Consider the following 21,325-nt stretch of genomic DNA (forward strand, 5'->3'; position numbering starts at 1 on the left):
TTCAGCTTAATGCGCGTTTACTGCGATGTCGCTCCATGCCACGACGTTGTAATCCGGCTTAGCGGACATCACCGCGTCCACGATGGCGGCCTCCACGCAACGGGTGGAGGCATCGCACAGGGCATAGTAGAACTCCGGATCAGCATCGGCGGGGCTGTGCGCGCCGTACGTGTCTGCGCCGGCGGTGGAGACGGCAAACAGCGTGTCCCCGTCTAATGGAGAATGGGAGGGGCGTACCGCGCGGGCGATTCCGTCGTGGCCGGTCATAGCCAGCCGCTTCAACTGGGACTGCGGCAACGGACAGTCGGTGGCGATCACGCCGATCGTGGTGTTTAGCTTCGGAGCTGGGCGCTCCAGCTCGCCGAACCGAGTCACGTCCACCGGAGGCCGCGTGGCATCACCGTAGAATCGCCCGGTCTCCGGATCGATCACGCTGCCCAACGGGTTCGCCACCACGAGAGCGGCGACGGAGAACTCGTTTTCTTCCCCAGCGTTGACCGCCGTTTGAGCGACTCCGACTCCGCCGCGCAGGACCCCAGCTGTTGCGCCGCATCCGGCACCGACGCTGCCGCTCAAGCACATGCTGTGCATCTCACCTGAAGTGCCACCGTCGAGCGCCGCTGTGACTGCCGCTGCCCCATCGGCTGACCCAGGCCGGTGAGACGGGTCACCGATGATCAGGTCGAAGATGACAGCTGCAGGAACGATCGGGACACGGGGCCCGGGAACGTCTTCCCCGAACACTGCGAAGCCGTGCCCGCGGGACTCTAACTCACGCATGGCGCCATCGGCCGCCGCCAAACCGAACGCGGAGCCACCCGACAGCACGACCGCGCTGACGCGTTGAACCGTGTTATGCGGGTCAAGCAAGTCCGTTTCCCGTGTCCCGGGGCCGCCGCCGCGCACATCGACGGCACCGACCATCCCGCCTGGGTCGGCGGAGACTAGCGCTGTCACGCCAGTGTCGCCGAGGGAGACATGGCCGACACGAATACCGGGGATGTCGAATGTCGCAGTCGGCTTCACCGCGTCACCTCCGGCCACTACTCCCCCAGCAACGCCTGCAGCAGCGAGTCCTGACAGAACGCCAACCACTCAACGAGGTTGTCGCGGTCCTGCTCAGCAGCTTCGTTCTGGGTCTCTGCGGACGCGACGTACAGACGCATATCGTTCAAAGCTGCGATGACCCGGTGCGCGTCCTCTTCCTCGATGGTGACAGCGACACCACCGGTGGGACCCAGCGCTTCGTTGATCACCTGCAGGTTGCTCAATTTCGCCTTAATGATGTCAGTTTCATGCAGGCTGCGCAGGAGCGAATTATCCCCGTCGAATTCCTCATCCCCCTCGCGCTCAAAATCCGGGAGGAGTCGAGCCAGCGACGGATCCTGCGGAGCCTCGGTATGGCCGGACGGCATGTCCATCATCGCTGCCAGCTCGTCTTTGGGAGCGGACTGAGCCCGTTGGATCAGCGTCTCAGACACCGTGGCTGTCAGATCACCAATGACTTCGCGCTCCATCGGGTCGAACACGGTGCTGTAACGCGGGGCGCGCATAAGCCCCTTCTTCCGCCGCCACGGCTGCATTGACTCGCCTCTTCCTCGAACTGACAGTTACTTGTACGGCCTTAACCGGCCTGCTGCATTGTGGCCCACAGGCCGGCGGTGTGAAGTTTCTTCACATCGCCTTCGACCTTGTCCTTCTCCCCCGAGGAGACGACTGCTTTGCCCTCGGTGTGCACCTGCATCATCAATTCCTGCGCTCGCTTACGGCTATAGCCCAGCACCGTCTGGAAGACGTACGTGACGTAGCTCTGCAGGTTCACCGGGTCGTCCCACACAATGCACATCCAGGGCAGGTTCTCGGCGACATCGACATCGACGTCGATCTCCTCGTCGAGCTCAGGCGTAGCCATGGGGGAGCCCATGCGAATCTCGCGTGTGACACCAGTCATAGGTTCAACACTACTAGACTTCCCCGCGCCGGCGGGCGACCGTCCCCGGGAACCCCCACCGACTAGGATTGCGCACATGACTACGCAAGAGGCGGACATTCAGTTCAGCGATCACCAGACCTCCACCGCGTTTCTGACGGACATGTACGAGCTGACCATGCTCGATGCCTCGATGAAGGACGGCACCTTTTCCCGGGAGTGCGTTTTCGAGGTCTTCGCCCGCAAGCTGCAGCACGAACGCCGCTACGGCGTGGTCGCGGGAACAGGCCGCCTCATTGAAGCCGTACGCAAATTCCGCTTCACGGAGGAGCAGATCTCCACCGCAGATTTCCTGAGCGAGAAAACAAAGGATTTTCTCCGCAACTACCGCTTCAGCGGGCAGATCGATGGCTACCAGGAAGGCGAGCTGTACTTCCCCTACTCCCCGATCCTGACGGTGCGGGGCACGTTCGCCGAGTGCTGCATTCTTGAAACAGTCATCCTGTCCATCCTCAACTCCGATTCCGCTGTAGCCACTGCCGCATCCCGCATGGTCACCGCTGCGGACGGCCGGCCCATCATGGAGATGGGTTCGCGCCGCACCAACGAACAGGCCGCGGTGACTTCCGCCCGCGCCGCCTACATCGCGGGTTTCCAGTCCACCTCGAACATGGAAGCGAGCTTGCGCTACGGCATTCCAGCTGCCGGCACGGCAGCGCACGCGTGGACATTGCTGCACACGAATCCGGATGGCACCCCGAACGAGAAAGCCGCGTTCCAGGCACAGATCGATTCGCTCGGTGTGTCCACGACCTTGCTGGTGGACACCTACGACATCACGCAGGGCGTGGCCAACGCGATCGAGGTGGCCGGGCCTGAGCTCGGCGGAATCCGCCTCGACTCGGGTGATCTTGGCATCATGTCGCGCCGCGTACGCGCGCAGCTCGACAGCTTGGGTGCGTACAACACCAAGATCATCGTCTCCAGCGACCTCGACGAATTCGCCATCGCCGGTCTGCGCGGCGACCCGGTGGACGGGTTCGGCGTGGGCACTTCCGTGGTCACGGGCTCCGGCGCACCGACTGCGGGCATGGTGTACAAACTCGTCGAAGTCGACGGGGTACCTGTGGCAAAGCGCTCGTCGGGCAAGCAGATGAAGGGTGGTGCGAAGGGGGCAGTGCGCACCTACCGCGGTTCCGGAGTGGCCGTGGACGAGATTGTTTACCCACTGTCCAACCCGCCGGAGAATCCGACTGCGCTGGATTACCGCCAGCTCGTTGTCCCGCTCATGCGCGACGGAGAGATCGTCGACGGACAGGAGGACCTCGAGGCATCCCGCGAGCACTTGGCTAAACAGCGCGAAACCTTGCCGTGGGAAGGCCTGTCCCTGTCCCGCGATGAACCGGCTGTGCGCACGCGCCTGGTCGGTTTCCCTGGAGAGTGACGGGCACCGAGCCGGAACAGGACCGTCCGCTGTCGCTGTCCACAGAGGAGCTTCTCGACGCCGCAATCGATTCCCTCGGAGGCTCCCGGCGCTCGGGCCAGATGGCCATGGCGGAAGCTGTGTCCCACGCGTTGGAGACAGAACGGCACCTCGCTGTGCAAGCTGGCACCGGCACCGGTAAATCTCTCGCCTACCTGGTTCCGGCAATCCGTTACGCGCAATCGACGGACACGACGGTGATCGTGTCCACGGCGACACTGGCGCTGCAGCGTCAGTTGGTGGACCGCGACCTCCCCCGCCTCGTCGAGGCACTCGAGCCTTTGCTGCCGCGCACCCCGACCTTCGCGATTCAAAAGGGGCGCTCGAATTACCTGTGCCTGAATAAGCTCACCGTGGAGCAGGAGGCGCCCGAAGCACTCATGGACACCGAGGATGTCTCGTGGTTGGGGCGTCACATTAAGCGTGTCCACGAGTGGGCGGACGAGACGGGAACGGGAGACCGCGATGAGCTTGAACCCGGTGTTCCGGACGCCGCCTGGCGCCAAGTCTCCGTCACCGCGACAGAGTGCGTGGGCGCGACGCGTTGCCCACACGGCGAGGAGTGCTTCGCAGAAGCCGCGCGGCGACGCACACAGGACGTCGACGTCGTGGTCACCAACCACGCACTGCTTGCCATCGACGCCATGTCGGATGCGAATATCCTCCCCGACCACGACGTGGTGATCATCGACGAGGCGCACGAACTCGACGGCCGAGTCACCTCCGTGGCCACGAACGAGCTTTCTGCCCGTGCGCTCACACTCGCCGCGCGCCGCGCCGGGAAGCTCAAAGCAAAGACCGAGCAAAGCAAGCTCGAAGAGCTTATCGACGACTTCTCCGCCGTGCTTGACCTCGAATCCCCCGGCAGATGGGAGACGATCTCAGACCCTGCCCGCGCCTCCTTCGTCGCGGTGCGCGACGCGCTGTGGCGGACCCGCGAGACAATCGCCCGCGGCCCGGAGGGGGAATCCACCAATGCCCCGGAAACATTCGCCGAGCGGGAAAACCTGAAGAACCACCTGACCGAATTGCACGATTCGCTCGTCCGCATTCTGGAGGTCTTCGACGAGGAGGACCCGGCGAAGCATTTCGATGTTGTCTGGCTCACCCGTTCAGAACGCTACGGCGATTCTGTAGCGGTCGCCCCGCTGTCGGTATCTGCGCTGCTACGCGAGAGGCTGTTCAGTGAGCAGACCGTGGTGCTTGCCTCAGCCACGCTGGCAGTCGGCGGCAACTTCCGAGCCATGGCCGCCAACTGGGGGCTGCCCGACGGCTCGTGGGACAGCTTGGACGCCGGCACTCCCTTCGACCCCCGCACCAGCGGCATCCTCTACATTGCCAAACATCTCCCGCCACCGGGCCGGGACGGACTGCACCCCGCCACACTCGAAGAAATGGCCGAGCTGATTACTGCGGCGGGAGGTAGGACTCTGGGGCTCTTCTCATCCAAACGCGCGGCAGTGGAAGCTGCAGAAGCGCTACGCACGCGCCTGCCCTTCGACATTCTCGTCCAGGGCGACGATTCCATTGGTGCCCTGGTCAAGGAGTTCACCAACAACGAGAATTCCTGTCTTTTCGGCACCCTCACCCTGTGGCAGGGTGTGGACGTTCCAGGCAGCTCACTGTCCCAGGTAATCATCGACCGCATTCCCTTTCCCCGCCCCGACGACCCGCTGCTGCAGGCACGCAGCAACGCTGCTGACGCCGCAGGCCGCTCCGGCTTCATGGAAGTCTCCGCCACCCACGCCGCCCTTTTGCTCGCTCAAGGTACCGGGCGTCTGCTGCGCAGCACCACCGACAGAGGCGTCGTCTCTGTTCTGGATAGCCGCCTCGCCACAAAGCGCTACGGGCAGTTCCTCCGAGCCTCGCTTCCCAGTTTCTGGGAGACAACCGACCCCGACGTCGTGCGCGGCGCCCTGCGCCGCCTCACCGCCCCGGGGCAAAGCGAATCGAAGCGCAGCTAAAAGCACAGAAGTAACAGTGCGAACTAGGAGTACCTACCGGGCAGCGCCACCACCGTCGTGGAGCCAGGAGCAACCTCGGTGAAACCGCTGTCCTGCACAGCTACCGCCGCGGGGTGCTCAGCCAGATCGGCGAACACGCTCCGCGGCACCTCGCGCACCTGCAGCGGGAAACCATCGGCAGCCCACTCGACTACCGCTTCACCGGACAGTGCCGCCGCGAGCAGCATCGAGCCGTGTCCCGCCTGCGCCGCGGCCTTGCCCGCAGTCATCTCCAACGACGCGTCCACCGCGATAGTGGGAATGCCTGTTTCGCCCGGGCTGTCCTCCTCGAGCGGGAGATCGGTCCCCCGAATCTGCAATTTGGAAATCGCATGCGGCACCTCCGCCACCGCCGACGGGATGAAGGCGCGGGCGGTCGCGCCTCTGACCACAGCAGTGCAGCCCGGCAACGCCTGCACCCCGTCCCAGGCTGCGCCACGGGCACGGCGGGCGATCTTCCGGATCCGATGGCCGTACCACTGTTCAAGGGCGTCGCGCCACGAGCCCGGATGCGCAGCCCTCGAGTCGAGGCACACCTCCACGACAGCCTGCGCAGCCGCCGCGAGTACTTCCGTGCGTTTGGGTAGATCCGCCTTGGGCAGGTGCAGCGCGATCTGCATCGCCTGCACGGTTTGCGGGTCGTCTGGGTCCTCGGCGCCCCGCCCCGGGGAGGACAAGCTGTCGCAGAGGAACCCGTGGGCGTCGATAAGCTCGCTGCCCATTAGTTGAGCGCGACCTTGCCGTCGATCCCATGCTCCTCATTGAGCACGTCGATCTCATGGCGCGGCACACCCATGATGTACAAGACTGCATCCAGGAACGGGTGATTCAGCGCCGTATCCGCCACCTCGCGCAACGCCGGCTTCGCATTGAACGCGATACCAAGCCCTGCCTGAGTAATCATGTCAATGTCGTTCGCGCCGTCGCCCACTGCGACGGTCTGCGACATGCGTAAACCAGAGTCCTGGGCGAACTCGGCAAGGAAATCAGCTTTCGCCCGCCGGTCCACAACCTGACCGATGACCTCGCCCGTCAACTTCCCGTCAATGATCTCCAATGTGTTCGCGCGCACGTAGTCGAGCTGGAGCTCTTCCGCCATCGGCTCGAGCACCTGAATGAACCCACCGGACACCACAGCGGTGCGGTACCCCATCTGCTTCAGCGTCCGGATCGTTGTGCGCGCTCCCGGGGTCAACTCAATATCGCGTGCGACCTCGTCGATCACCGACGCGTCCAGCCCGGCGAGGGCCTTCACCCGCTCCCGCAAAGATTCCTCGAAGTCCAGCTCACCCCGCATTGCGCGCTCCGTGACAGCTGCGACCTCTTCTTCACGGCCCGCGTGCGCGGCGAGCATCTCAATCACCTCACCGGTGATCAGCGTTGAATCGCAGTCGAAGCAGACAAGCCGCTTCGACCTACGTGCCAAACCCGCCCGCTCGATCGCAATGTCCACCCCCAGACCGGAAGACAGCTCCGCAAGGGCCTTGCGCACTGTATGGCTAACCTCGTCGCCCTGCCCCGGAATCGTGATGGACAGCTCAAGCCCAGTCACCGGGTAATCGGAGATGCCGCGGATACGGTCGATATTCGCGCCAAAATCCGCCAGTGTACGGCCGATTTCCGAGACTGCCTGCGCCGTTACCGGATCACCTAGCACCACCACTGCATGGGTGGAACGCTTGCGTTGCGGCGCCAGAGACTCCGCCTCCGTCTCAATGAGGACCGTGTGGTCTGCCAACTGCGGTGCCGCTTCCAGATCCCGTCGCAGCGTCTCCACTGCCACAGGGTTCACGCCAGCGAAGGCCGCCAGGGCCAGTCGACCACGGAAATTAGCCTGCTCGACATCGAGGATCTGCACACCGTGCTGCGAGAGGATGGCGAAGAATGCCGCGGTCACACCCGGACGGTCCGCACCCGTCACGGTGATCACAGCGTAGTTGAGTTCAGGTTGCAATCGCACGGCATAAGTCATGGCTACGAAAGTACAGCAAGAAGCCCCACACCACGATTTATGTGGAATGGGGCTTTCAATCAGGAGCGGCTTGTGCAGCCGCTGAGCCGAAGGATTAGTCGGTCACCTTGGTGGAGCCGGAGGCGGGGCCGCGGCCTTCAGCCGGACGCACGGTGGTCACCGTCTCGGTGCGCACCGTCTCAGCGGTGCGGGTGGAGCGAGCTCCGCCATTGGTCTCGTTCGGCGTGGTTGCCTCGGAGCGTGGATCGTGGTGGCCGGTGTGAGCCTCACGGCGCATGGTCTCAACCATGTGCGGGTAGTGCAGCTCGAAGGCCGGGCGCTCCGAACGGATGCGCGGCAGGGAGTCGAAGTTGTGGCTCGGCGGCGGGCAGGTCGTGGCCCACTCGAGGGAGTTGCCGTAACCCCACGGATCATCAACCGTGACGATCTCGCCGTAGCGCCAGGACTTGTACACGTTCCAGATGAACGGCAGGAACGCGATGCCTAGGATCAACGAGCCGACAGTGGAGATCTGGTTGAGCAGCGTGAAGCCGTCAGAGTCCAGGTAGTCGGCGTAACGGCGCGGCATGCCCATGTTGCCCAGCCAGTGCTGGATCAGGAAGGTCATGTTGAAGCCGATGAAGGTCAGCCAGAAGTGCCACTTACCCAGAGTCTCGTCGAGCATGCGGCCCGTCATCTTCGGGAACCAGAAGTAGATGCCGGCGCACGATGCGAACACCACGGTACCGAAGAGGGTGTAGTGGAAGTGCGCAACCAAGAAGTAGGTGTCAGCCAGCTGGAAGTCCAGCGGCGGGGAGGCCAGCATGATGCCGGTCAGACCACCGAAGAGGAAGGTGAACAGGAAGCCCATCGCCCAGATCATCGGGGTCTCGAACGTCAGGTGGCCGTTCCACATCGTGCCGACCCAGTTGAAGAACTTCACACCGGTCGGAACAGCAATGAGGAAGGTCATGAACGAGAAGAACGGCAGCAGAATCGCACCGGTGACGTACATGTGGTGCGCCCACACAGCCATGGACAGGCCGCCGATGGCCAAGGTCGCGAAAACGAGGCCAATGTAGCCGAAGATCGGCTTACGGGAGAAGACCGGAACGACCTCGGAGGTGATGCCGAAGAACGGCAGCGCGAGGACGTAGACCTCCGGGTGGCCGAAGAACCAGAACAGGTGCTGCCACAGGACGGCGCCGCCGTTAGCCGGATCGAAGATGTGTCCGCCGAGCTTACGGTCGTACAGCACGCCCAGTGCTGCTGCGGTCAGCAGCGGGAAGATCATCAGAGCTATGATGGATGCCACGAAGATGGTCCAGGTGAACGCCGGCATGCGGAACATGGTCATGCCCGGCGCACGCAGGGTCAGGACAGTGCTGACCATGTTGATGGCGGACGCCAGGGTACCGATACCGGTAGCACCCACACCTAGGATCCACAGATCAGCGCCCACACCCGGGGTGTGGATGGCGTCTGCCAGCGGCAGGTACATGGTCCAGCCGAAGTCAGCGGCGCCGCCCGGGGTGAGGAAGCCGGAGAGCATAGCCACGATACCGGCCTGAGTGATCCAGAAACCGAACGAGTTCAGACGCGGGAAAGCCACGTCCGGTGCGCCGATCTGGAGCGGAAGCACGAAGTTGGCGAAGCCCCAGACGATCGGGGTACCGAACGCCAGCAGCATCACCGTGCCGTGAAGAGTGAACAGCTGGTTGAACTGTTCGTTGGACAGGAACTGGAGACCCGGGGAGAAGAGCTCCGCGCGGATCAACAGGGCCATAAGACCACCGACGAAGAACCACACAAAGGACATGATGATGTAGAAGATGCCCAGCTGTTTGTGGTCTGTGGTGGTCAGCAGGTCGTAAAAACGGGTGCCTTTACGTGCCTTTCCGGTCGGCTCTGGCCGGACCGGGGGGACAACGTCGGTACCGACCTCGTTGTCGAGCCGTGGTGCCACAGCAGTCATTCGATTCCTCCTGATTGAGACTCAGTCACACCACGTCCCGGGCTGTTTTCCCTGGGCACCCCCGCGCGGATACGCGGGTAGGCGCAACTAGTACCGCTTCATCTTAACGGCCGCCCCAGCCAAAATCCAGACATCACAGGCCACACCCATATTCAGTGCGGCACCTGCCGGTTTATGCGTGTGTGATTGACCCCGGATGAGGGAGAGGGACCGCGATGAAGCCACGGTCATTGAATTGTGTCTAAACGCCCGGTCCTAGAAATCCCAGTCGTCGTCCTGAGTGTCCTCAGCCTTGCCGATGACGTAGGAGGAACCGGAGCCCGAGAAGAAGTCGTGGTTCTCGTCGGCGTTCGGGGACAGCGAAGCGAGGATCGCCGGCGACACACGAGTCTCGTCCGCCGGGAACAGCCCTTCGTAGCCGAGGTTATTCAAGGCCTTGTTCGCGTTGTAGCGCAGGAAGCGCTTGACATCCTCGGTCCAACCCAGCGGATCGTAAATGTCCTCTGTGTACTGGGTCTCGTTGTCGTACAGATCATAGAGCAGGTCGAAGGTGTACTCCTTCAACTCGTCGCGGCGCAGCTGTGTCTCCTCCTGCACACCGCGCTGGTACTTGTAGCCGATGTAGTAACCGTGTACAGCTTCATCGCGGATGATCAGGCGAATGATGTCGGCGGTGTTGGTCAGCTTGGAGTGGCTGGACCAGTACATGGGCAGGTAGAAACCGGAGTAGAAGAGGAAGGACTCCAGCAGGGTGGACGCAATCTTCCGCTTCAGCGGATCGTCCCCCTGGTAGTAGCTGAGGATGATCTTCGCCTTGCGCTGCATGGCCTCGTTCTCCTCGGACCAGCGGAACGCGTCGTTGATCTGTGGGGTGGACGCCAGCGTCATGAAGATGTTGGAGTAGCTCTTAGCGTGCACGGACTCCATGAAGGCGATGTTGGTCAACACGGCCTCTTCATGCAGCGTTTTAGCGTCCGGCAGCAACGAGACAGCGCCGACTGTGCCTTGGACGGTGTCCAGCAAGGTCAGGCCGGTGAACACGCGCATCGTCGCCGTCTGCTCGTATTCGCTGAGCGTGCGCCAGCTCGGGATGTCGTTGGACACCGGGATCTTCTCGGGTAGCCAGAAGTTGCCCGTCAGACGGTCCCAGACTTCCAAGTCTTTCTCGTCGGGAATGGAGTTCCAGTTGATCGCCTTCACGGGCTTATCGTGGGATTCCAAGTACGAGTCGTAGTCGTGCGCGTCAGTCACGCAGATCATCCTATCTGTTTGCAGGGAAAAGGGGTGTGCGGAGGCGTCGTCAAGCGTGCCTTACAGCATGCAGGACACGCAGCCTTCGATCTCGGTTCCTTCCAGCGCCATCTGGCGCAGGCGGATGTAGTAGAGGGTCTTGATACCCTTGCGCCACGCGTAGATCTGCGCGCGGTTGAGGTCACGCGTGGTCACAGTGTCCTTGAAGAAAAGCGTGAGTGACAGTCCCTGGTCGACGTACTTCGTGGCCACCGCATAGGTGTCGATGATCTTCTCGTAGCCGATCTCGTAGGCGTCCTTGAAGAAATCGATATTCTCGTTGTCCATGTGCGGCGCCGGGTAGTAGACGCGGCCGATCTTGCCTTCCTTGCGGATCTCGATCTTGGAGGCGATCGGGTGGATCGACGAGGTGGAGTTGTTGATGTAGGAGATCGAACCGGTCGGCGGGACAGCCTGAAGGTAACGGTTGTAAATGCCGTCGCGCGCGACCTCTTCCTTGAGCTGCGCCCACTGCTCCGCGGTCGGCGGCTGCGCGGAGGAGTTGGCGAACAGCTCCTTGACCCGCTCCGTCTTCGGCTGGAAGTCTGACGGGTTGTAGCGGTCGAAGAATTCTCCGGTGGCGTACTCGGAGCGCTCGAAGCCCTCGAACGCTTCACCCTTCTCCACCGCGATCGCATGTGACGCCTTGATGCACTCGTAGAGCACGGCGGCGAAGTAGGCGTTGGTAAAGTCCAGGCCTTCCTCCGAGCCGTAGTCGATATGCTCGCGGCCGAGGTAGCCGTGCAGGTTCATCTGGCCCAGACCGATCGCGTGGGAGGCGTCATTGCCCTCGCGTACGGACGGCACCGAATCAATCGACGTCTTGTCCGCAACGGCGGTGAGGCCGCGGATAGCCGTCTCGACCGTCCGAGAGAAGTCGTCCGAATCCATCGACATGGCGATATTGAGCGAGCCCAGGTTGCAGGAGATGTCGTTGCCCAGCTCCGCGTACGTCAGGTCCTCATTGAGCACGGACGGCGTATTCACCTGCAGGATCTCGGAGCACAGGTTGGACATGTTCACGCGGCCGATCTTCACCGGGTTCGCCCTGTTCGCCGTGTCCTCGAACATGATGTACGGGTAGCCCGACTCGAACTGGATCTCCGCGATGGTCTGGAAGAACTGGCGGGCGTTGATCTTGGACTTGCGGATTCGCGGGTCCTCGACCATTTCCTCGTATTTCTCCGTGACAGAAATGTCGGCGAACGGGACGCCGTAGACCCGCTCCACGTCGTACGGGGAGAACAGGTACATGTCGTCGTTGCGCTTGGCCAGCTCGAAGGTGATGTCCGGGATGACCACGCCGAGGGAGAGCGTCTTGATGCGGATCTTCTCGTCGGCGTTCTCGCGCTTCGTGTCCAGGAAGGACAGAATGTCCGGGTGGTGCGCGTTGAGGTACACCGCGCCGGCACCCTGGCGCGCACCGAGCTGGTTGGCGTAGGAGAAAGAGTCCTCCAGCAGCTTCATCACGGGGATGACACCGGACGACTGGTTCTCAATGTGCTTGATCGGGGCGCCCGACTCGCGGATATTGGACAGCAGCAACGCCACTCCCCCGCCGCGCTTGGACAGCTGCAGCGACGAGTTGATGGCGCGACCGATGGACTCCATGTTGTCCTCGATGCGCAGCAGGAAACAGGAGACAAGCTCGCCGCGCTGCGCCTTGCCGGCGTTGAGGAACGTCGGGGTGGCGGGCTGGAAACGGCCCGTCATGATTTCATCCACCAGCGAGGTCGCCAGTGCCTCATCACCGTCGGCGAGGAACAACGCGGTCATGGACACCCGATCCTCGAACCGCTCGAGGTAACGGCGGCCGTCGAACGTCTTCAACGTGTACGACGTGTAGTACTTGTACGCGCCCAAGAAAGACTTGAAACGGAATTTGTACGAATAGGCCCGCTTGAACGTGTCCTTAATAAAGGACCACTCGTACTTTTCAATCGTCTCCGGCTCGTAGTACTTGTTCTCCACCAGGTAATCGATCTTCTCTTCCAAGTCGTGGAAGTAGACCGTGTTCTGGTTGACGTGCTGGAGGAAGTATTGGTTCGCCGCCTCACGGTCTTTGTCGAACTGGATCTGGCCGTTCTCGTCGTAGAGATTCAAAAGCGCGTTCAGCGCGTGGTAATCGAGCTGTTCGGACTGGTCGACCGGCTCGGCAACAGTCTTACCCAGGGTGTCGGACACGGTTCATCGGACCTTTCTCAAGCAGTGGTTTTATTTGAAAATAGAGCTAAACAGTTTGGTAACGGGCGCGCAGCCGGGCAAGCCGCTGGGCGCTTTCCGACGTCTCCGCCCGACGCACCTCAAGCACCTCACGCTCATGCGCGGTGAGCGGTTCAAGGCCGAGCTTATGCGCGTTGCCCACCAAGTTCTCGCGCACCATCTCCACGTCCTCCTCCGAGCCCATCAACTCGAAGCGGTACAGGTACGGTGCCCCTGTCTTGGCGGCAATGACATCTCCGGCCTTGCAGAAGTCAGGACCGAAATTCGAGTTGCCTCCGGCGATGACGCCGCGCAGCAGGTTCCGGTTCGTTTCATCGTTCAGGAAACGGATCACCTGCACCGGAACCGGACGAGAATTCTCGTGGTTCAACGAGACCCCGCCGCCATATGTCGGGCAAAGCAGCACATAGGGCTGATCCACCTTGAGCGGAGCATCTGTGCGGCGCAGTGGAATCCGGGCGCTGGGAAGACCGAGCTTCTCTACAAAGCGATGCGTATTGCCCGTCGCGGAAGAAAAGTAGACGACCAACATGGCAGATAGCTGACCTCAAAAATGAACGTGAGCAAAAAAGTGAACGTGAACGCGGCTGGCGGACTGACCTGCTATGTGGGGATGGTGCCGAACCGGTGCCCCAGAAAGGAACACCCTCCCCGGACCGCTCGCGAGTCACTCCGGCAAAACGTTAAGCTGCCAACAACGTGACGGCTTAAGCTTCTTTCGAGCGGTTACGCAGCACCCTCGGCGAGCGTGCGGATCCGGTCCGGGCGGAAACCAGACCAGTGATCCCCATCAACCTCCACAACCGGGGCCTGCAGGTAACCGAGCGCCATGACGTAGTCGCGGGCGGAATCGTCCATGGAAATGTCCACGGTGGTGTACTGCAGACCTGCACGGTCGAGCGCCTTCTTCGTCGCATTGCACTGGACGCAGGCCGGCTTGGTGTAAAGGGTGATCGACATTGTTCTCAAGGCTCTTTTCTTCTCAGAGGATGTTCGGGGGCTAGTGAGACTTACCTGGCGGCCCCAGGGGTGCCGCTAGCGCTCGAATCAACGTAAGAGTGGTGCGGCATCGAGCGATGCGCCGCGCCCGCACCCCGTCGGGGGCGAACACCTTGAAACACTATACGTTGTGCCAGATTATGGCAAGCGATACTATATATAGTAGTTACACGCATGGTATTCGCAGGATAGCCAGGGGAAATAACCTACATGTAGTTCTGCCACACGCGTTCACACACGAAGACTGGCTTACACGGGTGGAATTTCACGCGGAATAGTGTCACCCCTCCGCACCAGAACCCCGACACGGCCCCCGGTCAGTGCGAGCAATGAACGCACAACGCCCCCGCCGCGAGCACACCGCATTCAATGCGTGCACCCTTTGCGACGGGGGCGTTAGGAAACTGCGACTAGCCCTGACGAGCCTTGAAGCGCGGATCCTTCTTGTTGATCACGTACACCTTGCCGTGGCGGCGGACAACCTGAGCGCCCGGCTTGTTCTTCAGCGACCGAAGGGACTTACGGACCTTCATCGGGCGCTCCTTTCTACTCGTTCGTTTTTCCGGATGCCCGCCGCGGTTTCACGGATATCCATGCAGGTGGCGGCGGTCAACCGGTTCTTTAGTCGGCGCGCCACAAGATGGCGCTGCCGTGCAACGGGTGTCAATGCTACCTGACCGGCTCCGCAGCACCAAAACGGCGGAGCTGGGGAATGCTTCCGCGCTACGATGGCGGGCATGTCACTCGAGTCCGACACTACTTCTGACGCTACTTCCGGCACACCCACCGCCGCACCTACCGCACACCAGTTCGAACACCCGTCCCACGACGCGATCGGGGCCACCCAACAGGAAATCATTGCTGCTCTGGGGATCCAACCCGTCATCGCTCCCGCCGGGGAGGTCGCCCGGCGCGTGGATTTCCTCGTCGACTACTTGGAAAAGACTGGTGCGAAGGGCTACGTTCTAGGCATTTCAGGCGGCCAGGACTCGACGCTCGCGGGCAAGCTCGCGCAATTGGCAGTGGAGAAGACACGGGAACAGGGACGCGAGGCCACATTCGTCGCCGTGCGTCTCCCCCACGGCGTGCAGGCGGACGAGGACGACGCCCAGCTCGCTCTCGACTTCATCCAGCCCGACCGTCGCGTCACCGTCGACATCGAACCAGCAACGACCGTGCTCGCTAGCCAGGTCGCCAAAGGTCTTGAACTGAACAAGCTCAGCGACTTCAACAAGGGCAACGTCAAAGCCCGCCTGCGCATGACCGCCCAGTACGCCATCGCCGGCGAACTGGGCCTCCTGGTAGTCGGCACCGACCACGCGGCGGAGAACCTCACCGGCTTCTTCACCAAATTCGGCGACGGCGCGGCCGATCTCATCCCCCTTGCCGGACTGAACAAGCGCCAGGGCGCACAACTTCTAGCGCACCTCGAGGCGGACAAGCGCCTCTATGAGAAGGTGCCCACCGCCGACCTGGAGGAAGACCGCCCGGCACTTCCTGACGAGGAAGCACTCGGAGTCACGTACACCCAGATCGACGACTACCTCGAGGGCACGCTTATCGACGCCTCCGCCGCCGACCGCCTCGAACACCTCTGGGCCGTCGGCCAGCATAAGCGCCACCTGTCACCCGGCCCCGCCGAGACCTGGTGGCGCTAGCGGACGAGCCGCAGCGTTTCCTCCGCCGCCCGCACCAGCGCTGAACCGTAGCTCGGACCATGGGTATAGGCGTGGACTGCGAGCGGGTGGAGCTGGTGGATCGGAATACGCCGCTCCCAGTCCCCGCCAAATGCATTGCCGAGAGCGCCACCGGCGGCTAGGTAGCCCTCGATAATTGCGCTCAAATGCGGCGCTCCAAAGAGCTCGAGCATGGCGATGTCCGTCAGCGGGTGACCTCCGTGCGCCGCCGGGTCGATAAACCGCGGTCCGGTCGATGAGAACAACAGGTTGCCAGCCCACAAGTCGCCGTGGATACGTGCGAGCGGTGCGTTTTCATCCTCGTCGAGCAGCGCATTACAGGCCCGTTTGACCGTTTCAAGACCGCCCGCGTCCACATTCCCCCTGCGGTTGGCTTTCTCTGCGAAAGGCAGCACACGCTGTGCCGTGTAGAACTCCGCCCACCGCTCTACCGGCCTGCACTCTTGCTGCGCGCGGCCGATGAAATTGGGGCCGTCCCAGCCGTCGGCTGGAGCACCGAACGCATCGGCGCCCATCGCGTGGATCGCGGCAAGCTCGCGCCCTGCTTCACGTGCGGCATCGGCAGTCGGACGGGCGCTGTCGACGCGCTCGATGGTGACGGTGTTCGCGCCCTCATCCAACTCGATGACCTCGACCACGGCGGCGGATCCCTCTCGTAGCCACCGAAGGTACGCGGCTTCCGCCGCGGCCGCACCGGGCGCACTGCCCTGCTTCACAAAGACATCGCCTGCAGCAAAGGCCTCATCGCGTGCGTTCGACATCGATTCCCTCTAATCCGAGCAAGAAACGCTTCATCTCGGAGCCGCCGCGGTATCCGCCGAGTTCACCGTCCACGCGCAGCACGCGGTGGCATGGCACGAGCAGCGGCAACGGATTATTCGCGCAAGCGCCGCCCACAGCGCGAACGGCTTTCGGGTTGCCCACTTTTTTCGCCAACTCGCGGTAGGTCGTGGTCTGGCCGTACGGCACTCGGGCCAGCTCGCGCAGCACTTCCTCCCGGAAGCCGGTGGCGAAACGGAAGTCCAACGGCACAGTGAATTCGCGGCGCTGCCCCGAGAAATATTCGGACAGTTGGGCCGCTGCCAACGGCACGACCGCCTCTGCGCCGATCTTCTCCCGCTCTGCGTCGATGTCGTCGGACTCGAAGAGCACCTTCGCCACCCCCGCCGGCGACACAACCACACCGATCCGGCCGATCGGCGAATCAATCTCGTGGAACTGAAGCTCATCCATGCACCCCAAGATAGCGCCGCCTGCGGTGTGCGTGCAGCGAAGAACCCCGCGACCTGTGACAGATCGCGGGGTGAAAGTGGTGGAGCTAACGGGATTCGAACCCGTGACCCCCACACTGCCAGTGTGGTGCGCTACCAGCTGCGCCATAGCCCCATTACTGCGGCGGATCTAGCCTCTGCTGTTCAAGCAGCAGCGCCCGCCGAGCGACTTTGATAAATATACACCGGCGTGCGGGCGAGACCCAAATCGCCCGCTGCCAGCGTATTTAGCTAGCCAGGAGGTCGTCGATCCAGTTCTCGAGGGGGTTAGACTCGACATCCTTGCCGTCGACAAGCACGCGCGGGGAGGACAGCTCGCCGGTCTTGTCCTCCAAGTCCTGCTCGTTTGCCACGCCGACTTCTTTGGCCTTCTCCTCATAATCGCCGTTGCGGATAGCCTCAACTGCATCCTTGGACGCACCGAAGTCCTTCGCCATGTCGGCCAGCGTGTTCGCGTCAGCGCTGCCGTACAGGCTTTGCTGCTGCTCGAGGAGAGCCTTGCGCAGATTCCAGTAGGCCTCAGTCTCGCCCTTCTCGGCGAGCGCGAGCACCGCTGCGAGCGTGTGGGTGGAATGGCCCGGGTTGTACTGCCCGCCCGTTCCGTCGAGGAAGATCATCGGGTGGATCTTCACCGTGAGCTCACCGGACTTGATCTTGTCCAGCATTTTGTCGTCGGTCTTCTCAGCCAGTTCCGCGCAGTAGTGGCAGGAGAAATCCTCGTAGAGGGCTGCTTCCTTCGCACCGTCCGCGCCCTCGCCGCTCAGCGTGAAGGTATTGTCGGTGAATTCCATGTTCACGCCGTCGACGTTTTGGATCTTCTCTGCCTGACGGTCGGACTGCGCACCGCGGCCGTTGTACACGATCAGGCCAATCACCAGCGCGCCAATGAGCAACAGGGCGAGAAGCACCCACAAGAAGCCCTTGCTACCGCCGGTGTTCGGGTTGACCACCTTCGTGGAGCCCTTTGTCGTTTTCGGCTTGGAGGAAGCCAAAGTTCATCACCTTCTGTGTGTTGAGATGTTGTTGAGGTCGAACTGTTTCACCGCGAAATATTACGGGTACAGCGCGAATTTCTTAAACGGCCGGTAAATCATGAATAGCGTTACGGCGATCAGGCCGATGTCGCGGGCAATAGCCCACAACAAGTCGCCGGCGTTGCTGTCGGGTTGGGGCCCGAAACAGCCGCAGTCGAGCTGCAGTCCCCGGTGGTGAGCGGAGCTCAGGCCGATGATAAACAGGACGAGTACGCCGAACGACACCCACCCTGCTGGGCGGATCTTGATGCCCAGCAGCAGTATCAGCCCGCCGGCGATTTCCGCCGGGCCGATGATGTTGGCGAGCAGACTGGACCAGTACGGCGTGAAAATCTCGTACGCTTCGATGCTCTGCGTCACGGTCATGTGGTTGCCCAGCTTCGTCGAACCCGAGTAGATCCACATCAGAGCCAGGCCGAAGCGCGCGAGAGCAGAGAGAGCGTCGAGCATGAATTCGCTTCTCGACGTCTCCCCCGCCCCCCGTTCCACCTGCCCCTCCTCGGGGACTTCCAGCGGTTGGGCCTCGGCCATCTGCACGTCCTGCTTGGTTGTCACCTCAATGACATTAGCCCATGAGCGAGACACCGAGGAAGATCCCCGCAGTGAGGCTTGCATCACCACACTGAGGGGATCACCGGTTCGCCCTCAATTTTTCCAGGGCCTACTCACCGAGCACTGCGCGGACGACGTCCTGCGCTTCTTGCTGCACCTGCTCCAGGTGTTCCTGCCCCTTGAATGACTCAGCGTAGATCTTGTACTTGTCCTCCGTGCCGGACGGGCGGGCGGCGAACCAGGCGTTGTCGGTGGTGACCTTCAGCCCGCCGATGGCGGCTCCGTTGCCGGGGGCCTCGGTAAGCTTCGCGGTGATCTCGTCGCCGGCGAGAGTGGTGGCCTCCACTTGGTCCGGGGAGAGCTTCTTCAACGTCGCTTTCTGTTCGCGGTTCGCCTCGGCGTCGGTACGGGCGTAAACAGGCGCGCCGAATTCGGCCTCGAGCTCCGCGTAGCGTTGGGACGGGGTCTTGCCCGTCACTGCAGTGATCTCGGACGCGAGCAGGTCCATGATCAGACCGTCCTTGTCCGTCGACCACACTGTCCCGTCCTTGCGCAGGAAGGAGGCTCCAGCGGATTCTTCGCCGCCGAAGCCGACGGTGCCGTCGATAAGCCCCGGCACGAACCACTTGAAGCCGACGGGAACCTCGACGAGCTCGCGGCCCAGCGAGGCGACCACCCGGTCGATCATCGAGGACGACACCAGCGTCTTGCCCACGGCGGTGTCCTCGCCCCAGCCCTCGCGGTGGGAGAACAGGTACTCGATTGCCACCGCGAGGTAGTGATTCGGGTTCATCAGGCCCGCGTCCGGTGTGACAATGCCGTGGCGGTCCGCGTCCGCGTCGTTTCCTGTGGCGATGTCGTACTTGTCGCGGTTGGCCACCAGGCTCGCCATGGAATTAGGCGACGAGCAGTCCATGCGGATCTTGCCGTCGGTGTCCAGCGTCATGAACCGCCACGTCGCGTCCACCTCCGGGTTCACCACGGTGAGGTTGAGGTTGTGAGCCTCAGCGATCGCTCCCCAGTAGTCCACACTCGCCCCGCCCATCGGGTCGGCGCCGATCCCCAAACCAGACTCGCGGATCGCATCGATGTCCACCACGTTCGGCAGGTCCGCCACATAGTTGTCCATGAACGGGTGCCTTCCGGCGCGCTCGTCCAGCACCCCGCTGACCGGCGTGCGCGCCACGCCGTCGAGCCCCTTGGCCAGGTAGTCGTTCGCGCGAGCGGCGATCCAGTCGGTCGCGTCCGTGTCCGCCGGGCCGCCCGACGGCGGGTTGTACTTGAAGCCGCCGTCGCGCGGCGGGTTGTGGGACGGGGTGATCACGATGCCGTCGGCGCGCTTCGGGTCGGTGCCCGTCACACCGCCGGCCAGCTTCGCGTTGTGCGCCAGGATCGCGTGCGAGACGGCGGGGGTCGGGGTGTAGCGCCCCGCGGCGTCGACAAGCACTTCGATGCCGTTAGCGATGAGGACCTCAAGCGCGGAGACCATCGCCGGCTCGCTCAACGCGTGCGTGTCGCGGCCGATGTAGACGGGGCCGCCGATGTTGTTCTCGCGGCGGTAATCCACAATCGCCTGCGTCGTCGCCCAGATGTGCTGCTCGTTGAACGCGTTGTCCAGGCTCGACCCTCGGTGACCGGAGGTGCCGAAGGCCACCTGCTGGTCCGGGTCTGCGGCGTCGATGTCTCGCGTGTAGTAGGCGGTGACTACCTCCGCGATATCGATGAGATCCTCCGGAAGTGCTTGTTGGCCGGCTCTCGTGTGCGCCATAGTTGCTCCTTAGATGCTTCCTTGTGCGTCGGTGCTGTCCCTGTACCTCCCATCTTCCCCCGGTTTCCGCTCCTCCGCCACGATCCGGGCCGTTGCCCGCACGAACGGGGCGTGCGTTACCGTTGAAATGTGGTTGACGCAGCACTCAAGGAAGGCCTCGCGATCGGGTTCGGCGCATCCTTCGGCGCCCTCGCCCGCTTTGCCTTCACACCGCTGATGGCTCCCGAGCCGCCCGCCGAAATCATCATCATCTTCGTGATCAACTTCATCGGCTGCTTCCTCATGGGGCGCTTCGACCCGGGCCCGTTCTTCGGGCGTGGCATGATCGGCGGCTTCACCACATTCTCCGCTGTATCGTTCTTGGCCATGCAATCCAGCGCTTTGATCGCGCTGCTCTTCATGGGCGGGACCATGATCATCGGGCTCGCGGCATGGGAGCTGGGCAACGCTTTGCGGCACCGACGCGCCCGCCCCGCGGAGGTGACTCCATGACCGACCTGACACCCCGTACTCCCCAATTCCAGGGCCCCGACGGTGTTGTCGGCTCCCACCTGCTTGAAGCCCTGAGCACCGGCGATGGTGCGCGCACCGTCTTCCTGCTGTTTGTCCTCGTCGGCTTCGGCGCATTCCTCGGCGGACTAGCCCGCTGGGCGCTGAGCGTCGCACTGCCCGGAACCGTGGGCACATTCGCCGCGAACATGGTCGGCTCCGCCGTCCTCGGATTCTCCGCCGCCATGCCGGTGATGTGGCCGGCGTTCCTCGGCGCCGGATTCGGCGGTGCCGTGTCCACCCTGTCCACGATGGCAAAAGAAATGGGCGGCATGGTGGCGCAGAAGCAGTGGTGGCCGCTCACCCGCTATGTCCTGCTCACCTGCGCCCTCGGTGTCGCCTCGGCGTGGTTCGGGTTGCGGTACGGGCTGCGGGTGATCCCGCCGTTCTAGGCCGCACCCGGGGCGCCCCCGATCAGGCCCAGCTCGTTCAGGACCCAGCTCACTCCGCGATCGCGTCCAGCGGCGGTGTTTTCGCCGCGCGCTGCGCCGGCCACAAGGCCGCCACGACACCGACGAGAACCGAGCCGGCGAGCATCACCGCGATCATCGTCCACGGGTAGGCGATATTCTTCAGCCCCTTATCGGCGAGCACAGTCAG

The 21,325-nt window shown here is 62.9% G+C and carries 22 protein-coding genes and 1 tRNA gene; 5 read left to right on the plus strand and 18 right to left on the minus strand.

What is annotated here, in order from left to right:
• Positions 1 to 6 precede the first annotated feature (6 nt).
• The 3 genes from QYQ98_RS04060 to clpS are packed head-to-tail and all read right to left on the minus strand — an operon-like array spanning position 7 to position 1,951.
• Positions 7 to 1,044: a P1 family peptidase gene (locus QYQ98_RS04060; protein WP_302007476.1), complete on the minus strand. Its 1,038-nt coding sequence runs from the start codon at positions 1,042 to 1,044 to the stop codon at positions 7 to 9.
• Positions 1,044 to 1,583 (minus strand): DUF2017 domain-containing protein, encoded by a 540-nt coding sequence (locus QYQ98_RS04065; protein ID WP_302007478.1) that lies wholly within the window; start codon positions 1,581 to 1,583, stop codon positions 1,044 to 1,046. Before QYQ98_RS04065 ends, QYQ98_RS04060 begins: the two co-directional genes overlap by 1 nt.
• 41 nt (positions 1,584 to 1,624) lie before the next feature.
• Positions 1,625 to 1,951, minus strand: a complete 327-nt coding sequence (gene clpS / locus QYQ98_RS04070) for an ATP-dependent Clp protease adapter ClpS (RefSeq protein WP_302007479.1) — start codon at positions 1,949 to 1,951, stop codon at positions 1,625 to 1,627.
• Between the two features lie 76 nt (positions 1,952 to 2,027).
• On the opposite strand from clpS, the gene QYQ98_RS04075 reads away from it, so the two are divergent.
• Both QYQ98_RS04075 and QYQ98_RS04080 read left to right on the plus strand, forming a co-directional pair.
• A complete protein-coding gene (locus QYQ98_RS04075) occupies positions 2,028 to 3,374 on the plus strand; it encodes a nicotinate phosphoribosyltransferase (protein WP_302007480.1) in 1,347 nt (448 codons plus the stop codon).
• A complete protein-coding gene (locus QYQ98_RS04080) occupies positions 3,371 to 5,377 on the plus strand; it encodes an ATP-dependent DNA helicase (RefSeq protein WP_302007481.1) in 2,007 nt (668 codons plus the stop codon). Before QYQ98_RS04075 ends, QYQ98_RS04080 begins: the two co-directional genes overlap by 4 nt.
• Before the next feature lie 23 nt (positions 5,378 to 5,400).
• Here the strand turns inward: QYQ98_RS04080 and QYQ98_RS04085 are convergent, their stop codons facing one another.
• The 8 genes from QYQ98_RS04085 to ykgO all read right to left on the minus strand — a co-directional run bounded on the left by QYQ98_RS04085 (position 5,401) and on the right by ykgO (position 14,387).
• Positions 5,401 to 6,138, minus strand: a complete 738-nt coding sequence (locus QYQ98_RS04085; protein WP_302007482.1) for a peptidyl-tRNA hydrolase — start codon at positions 6,136 to 6,138, stop codon at positions 5,401 to 5,403.
• Positions 6,138 to 7,388, minus strand: a complete 1,251-nt coding sequence (gene serB, locus QYQ98_RS04090; protein ID WP_302007483.1) for a phosphoserine phosphatase SerB — start codon at positions 7,386 to 7,388, stop codon at positions 6,138 to 6,140. Before serB ends, QYQ98_RS04085 begins: the two co-directional genes overlap by 1 nt.
• A 94-nt stretch (positions 7,389 to 7,482) precedes the next feature.
• A complete protein-coding gene (ctaD, locus tag QYQ98_RS04095) occupies positions 7,483 to 9,342 on the minus strand; it encodes a cytochrome c oxidase subunit I (protein ID WP_302007484.1) in 1,860 nt (619 codons plus the stop codon).
• Between the two features lie 255 nt (positions 9,343 to 9,597).
• Complete coding sequence (gene nrdF / locus QYQ98_RS04100) at positions 9,598 to 10,602, minus strand: class 1b ribonucleoside-diphosphate reductase subunit beta (RefSeq protein ID WP_302007485.1); 1,005 nt, start codon at positions 10,600 to 10,602, stop codon at positions 9,598 to 9,600.
• Between the two features lie 51 nt (positions 10,603 to 10,653).
• Entirely contained in the window at positions 10,654 to 12,816 is a 2,163-nt protein-coding gene (nrdE, locus tag QYQ98_RS04105) for a class 1b ribonucleoside-diphosphate reductase subunit alpha (protein WP_302007486.1), read from the minus strand.
• A 46-nt stretch (positions 12,817 to 12,862) separates the two neighbouring features.
• Positions 12,863 to 13,387 (minus strand): class Ib ribonucleoside-diphosphate reductase assembly flavoprotein NrdI, encoded by a 525-nt coding sequence (gene nrdI, locus QYQ98_RS04110; protein WP_302007487.1) that lies wholly within the window; start codon positions 13,385 to 13,387, stop codon positions 12,863 to 12,865.
• 194 nt (positions 13,388 to 13,581) lie between these two features.
• Positions 13,582 to 13,815 carry a glutaredoxin-like protein NrdH gene (gene nrdH / locus QYQ98_RS04115; protein ID WP_302007488.1) on the minus strand — a complete coding sequence of 78 codons (234 nt, stop codon included), beginning with the start codon at positions 13,813 to 13,815 and terminating at the stop codon, positions 13,582 to 13,584.
• Between the two features lie 449 nt (positions 13,816 to 14,264).
• Positions 14,265 to 14,387, minus strand: coding sequence for a type B 50S ribosomal protein L36 (gene ykgO / locus QYQ98_RS04120; protein ID WP_005288826.1), 123 nt, complete (start codon positions 14,385 to 14,387; stop codon positions 14,265 to 14,267).
• Positions 14,388 to 14,591: 204 nt separating this feature from the next.
• Between ykgO and nadE the strand changes: the two genes are divergently transcribed.
• On the plus strand, positions 14,592 to 15,512 hold the full coding sequence (nadE, locus tag QYQ98_RS04125; RefSeq protein WP_302007489.1) for an ammonia-dependent NAD(+) synthetase: 921 nt from the start codon (positions 14,592 to 14,594) through the stop codon (positions 15,510 to 15,512).
• Here the strand turns inward: nadE and QYQ98_RS04130 are convergent.
• The 6 genes from QYQ98_RS04130 to pgm all read right to left on the minus strand — a co-directional run bounded on the left by QYQ98_RS04130 (position 15,509) and on the right by pgm (position 20,176).
• Positions 15,509 to 16,312: a fructosamine kinase family protein gene (locus QYQ98_RS04130; RefSeq protein WP_302007490.1), complete on the minus strand. Its 804-nt coding sequence runs from the start codon at positions 16,310 to 16,312 to the stop codon at positions 15,509 to 15,511. The two genes, nadE and QYQ98_RS04130, sit on opposite strands and share 4 nt — an antisense overlap.
• On the minus strand, positions 16,293 to 16,784 hold the full coding sequence (locus QYQ98_RS04135) for a methylated-DNA--[protein]-cysteine S-methyltransferase (RefSeq protein ID WP_302007491.1): 492 nt from the start codon (positions 16,782 to 16,784) through the stop codon (positions 16,293 to 16,295). Before QYQ98_RS04135 ends, QYQ98_RS04130 begins: the two co-directional genes overlap by 20 nt.
• A gap of 77 nt (positions 16,785 to 16,861) precedes the next feature.
• A tRNA-Ala gene (locus QYQ98_RS04140) sits at positions 16,862 to 16,937 on the minus strand.
• A 112-nt stretch (positions 16,938 to 17,049) separates the two neighbouring features.
• Positions 17,050 to 17,814, minus strand: a complete 765-nt coding sequence (locus QYQ98_RS04145) for a thioredoxin domain-containing protein (RefSeq protein ID WP_302007492.1) — start codon at positions 17,812 to 17,814, stop codon at positions 17,050 to 17,052.
• A gap of 60 nt (positions 17,815 to 17,874) precedes the next feature.
• Entirely contained in the window at positions 17,875 to 18,411 is a 537-nt protein-coding gene (locus QYQ98_RS04150) for a DoxX family protein (RefSeq protein ID WP_367881640.1), read from the minus strand.
• Positions 18,412 to 18,517: 106 nt separating this feature from the next.
• Positions 18,518 to 20,176, minus strand: a complete 1,659-nt coding sequence (gene pgm, locus QYQ98_RS04155; RefSeq protein ID WP_302007494.1) for a phosphoglucomutase (alpha-D-glucose-1,6-bisphosphate-dependent) — start codon at positions 20,174 to 20,176, stop codon at positions 18,518 to 18,520.
• 129 nt (positions 20,177 to 20,305) lie between these two features.
• Between pgm and QYQ98_RS04160 the strand changes: the two genes are divergently transcribed.
• Together QYQ98_RS04160 and QYQ98_RS04165 are read left to right on the plus strand one after the other, a co-directional pair.
• Positions 20,306 to 20,668 carry a CrcB family protein gene (locus QYQ98_RS04160; protein WP_302007495.1) on the plus strand — a complete coding sequence of 121 codons (363 nt, stop codon included), beginning with the start codon at positions 20,306 to 20,308 and terminating at the stop codon, positions 20,666 to 20,668.
• Positions 20,665 to 21,117 (plus strand): CrcB family protein, encoded by a 453-nt coding sequence (locus QYQ98_RS04165; protein WP_302007496.1) that lies wholly within the window; start codon positions 20,665 to 20,667, stop codon positions 21,115 to 21,117. The genes QYQ98_RS04160 and QYQ98_RS04165 overlap by 4 nt, the downstream gene beginning before the upstream one ends.
• Positions 21,118 to 21,166: 49 nt before the next feature.
• On the opposite strand, the gene QYQ98_RS04170 is transcribed toward QYQ98_RS04165, so the two are convergent.
• A complete protein-coding gene (locus QYQ98_RS04170; RefSeq protein ID WP_302007497.1) occupies positions 21,167 to 21,319 on the minus strand; it encodes a hypothetical protein in 153 nt (50 codons plus the stop codon).
• Positions 21,320 to 21,325: the final 6 nt, after the last annotated feature.

The sequence above is a fragment of the Corynebacterium sp. P3-F1 genome (assembly GCF_030503635.1).
Lineage (GTDB): Bacteria > Actinomycetota > Actinomycetes > Mycobacteriales > Mycobacteriaceae > Corynebacterium.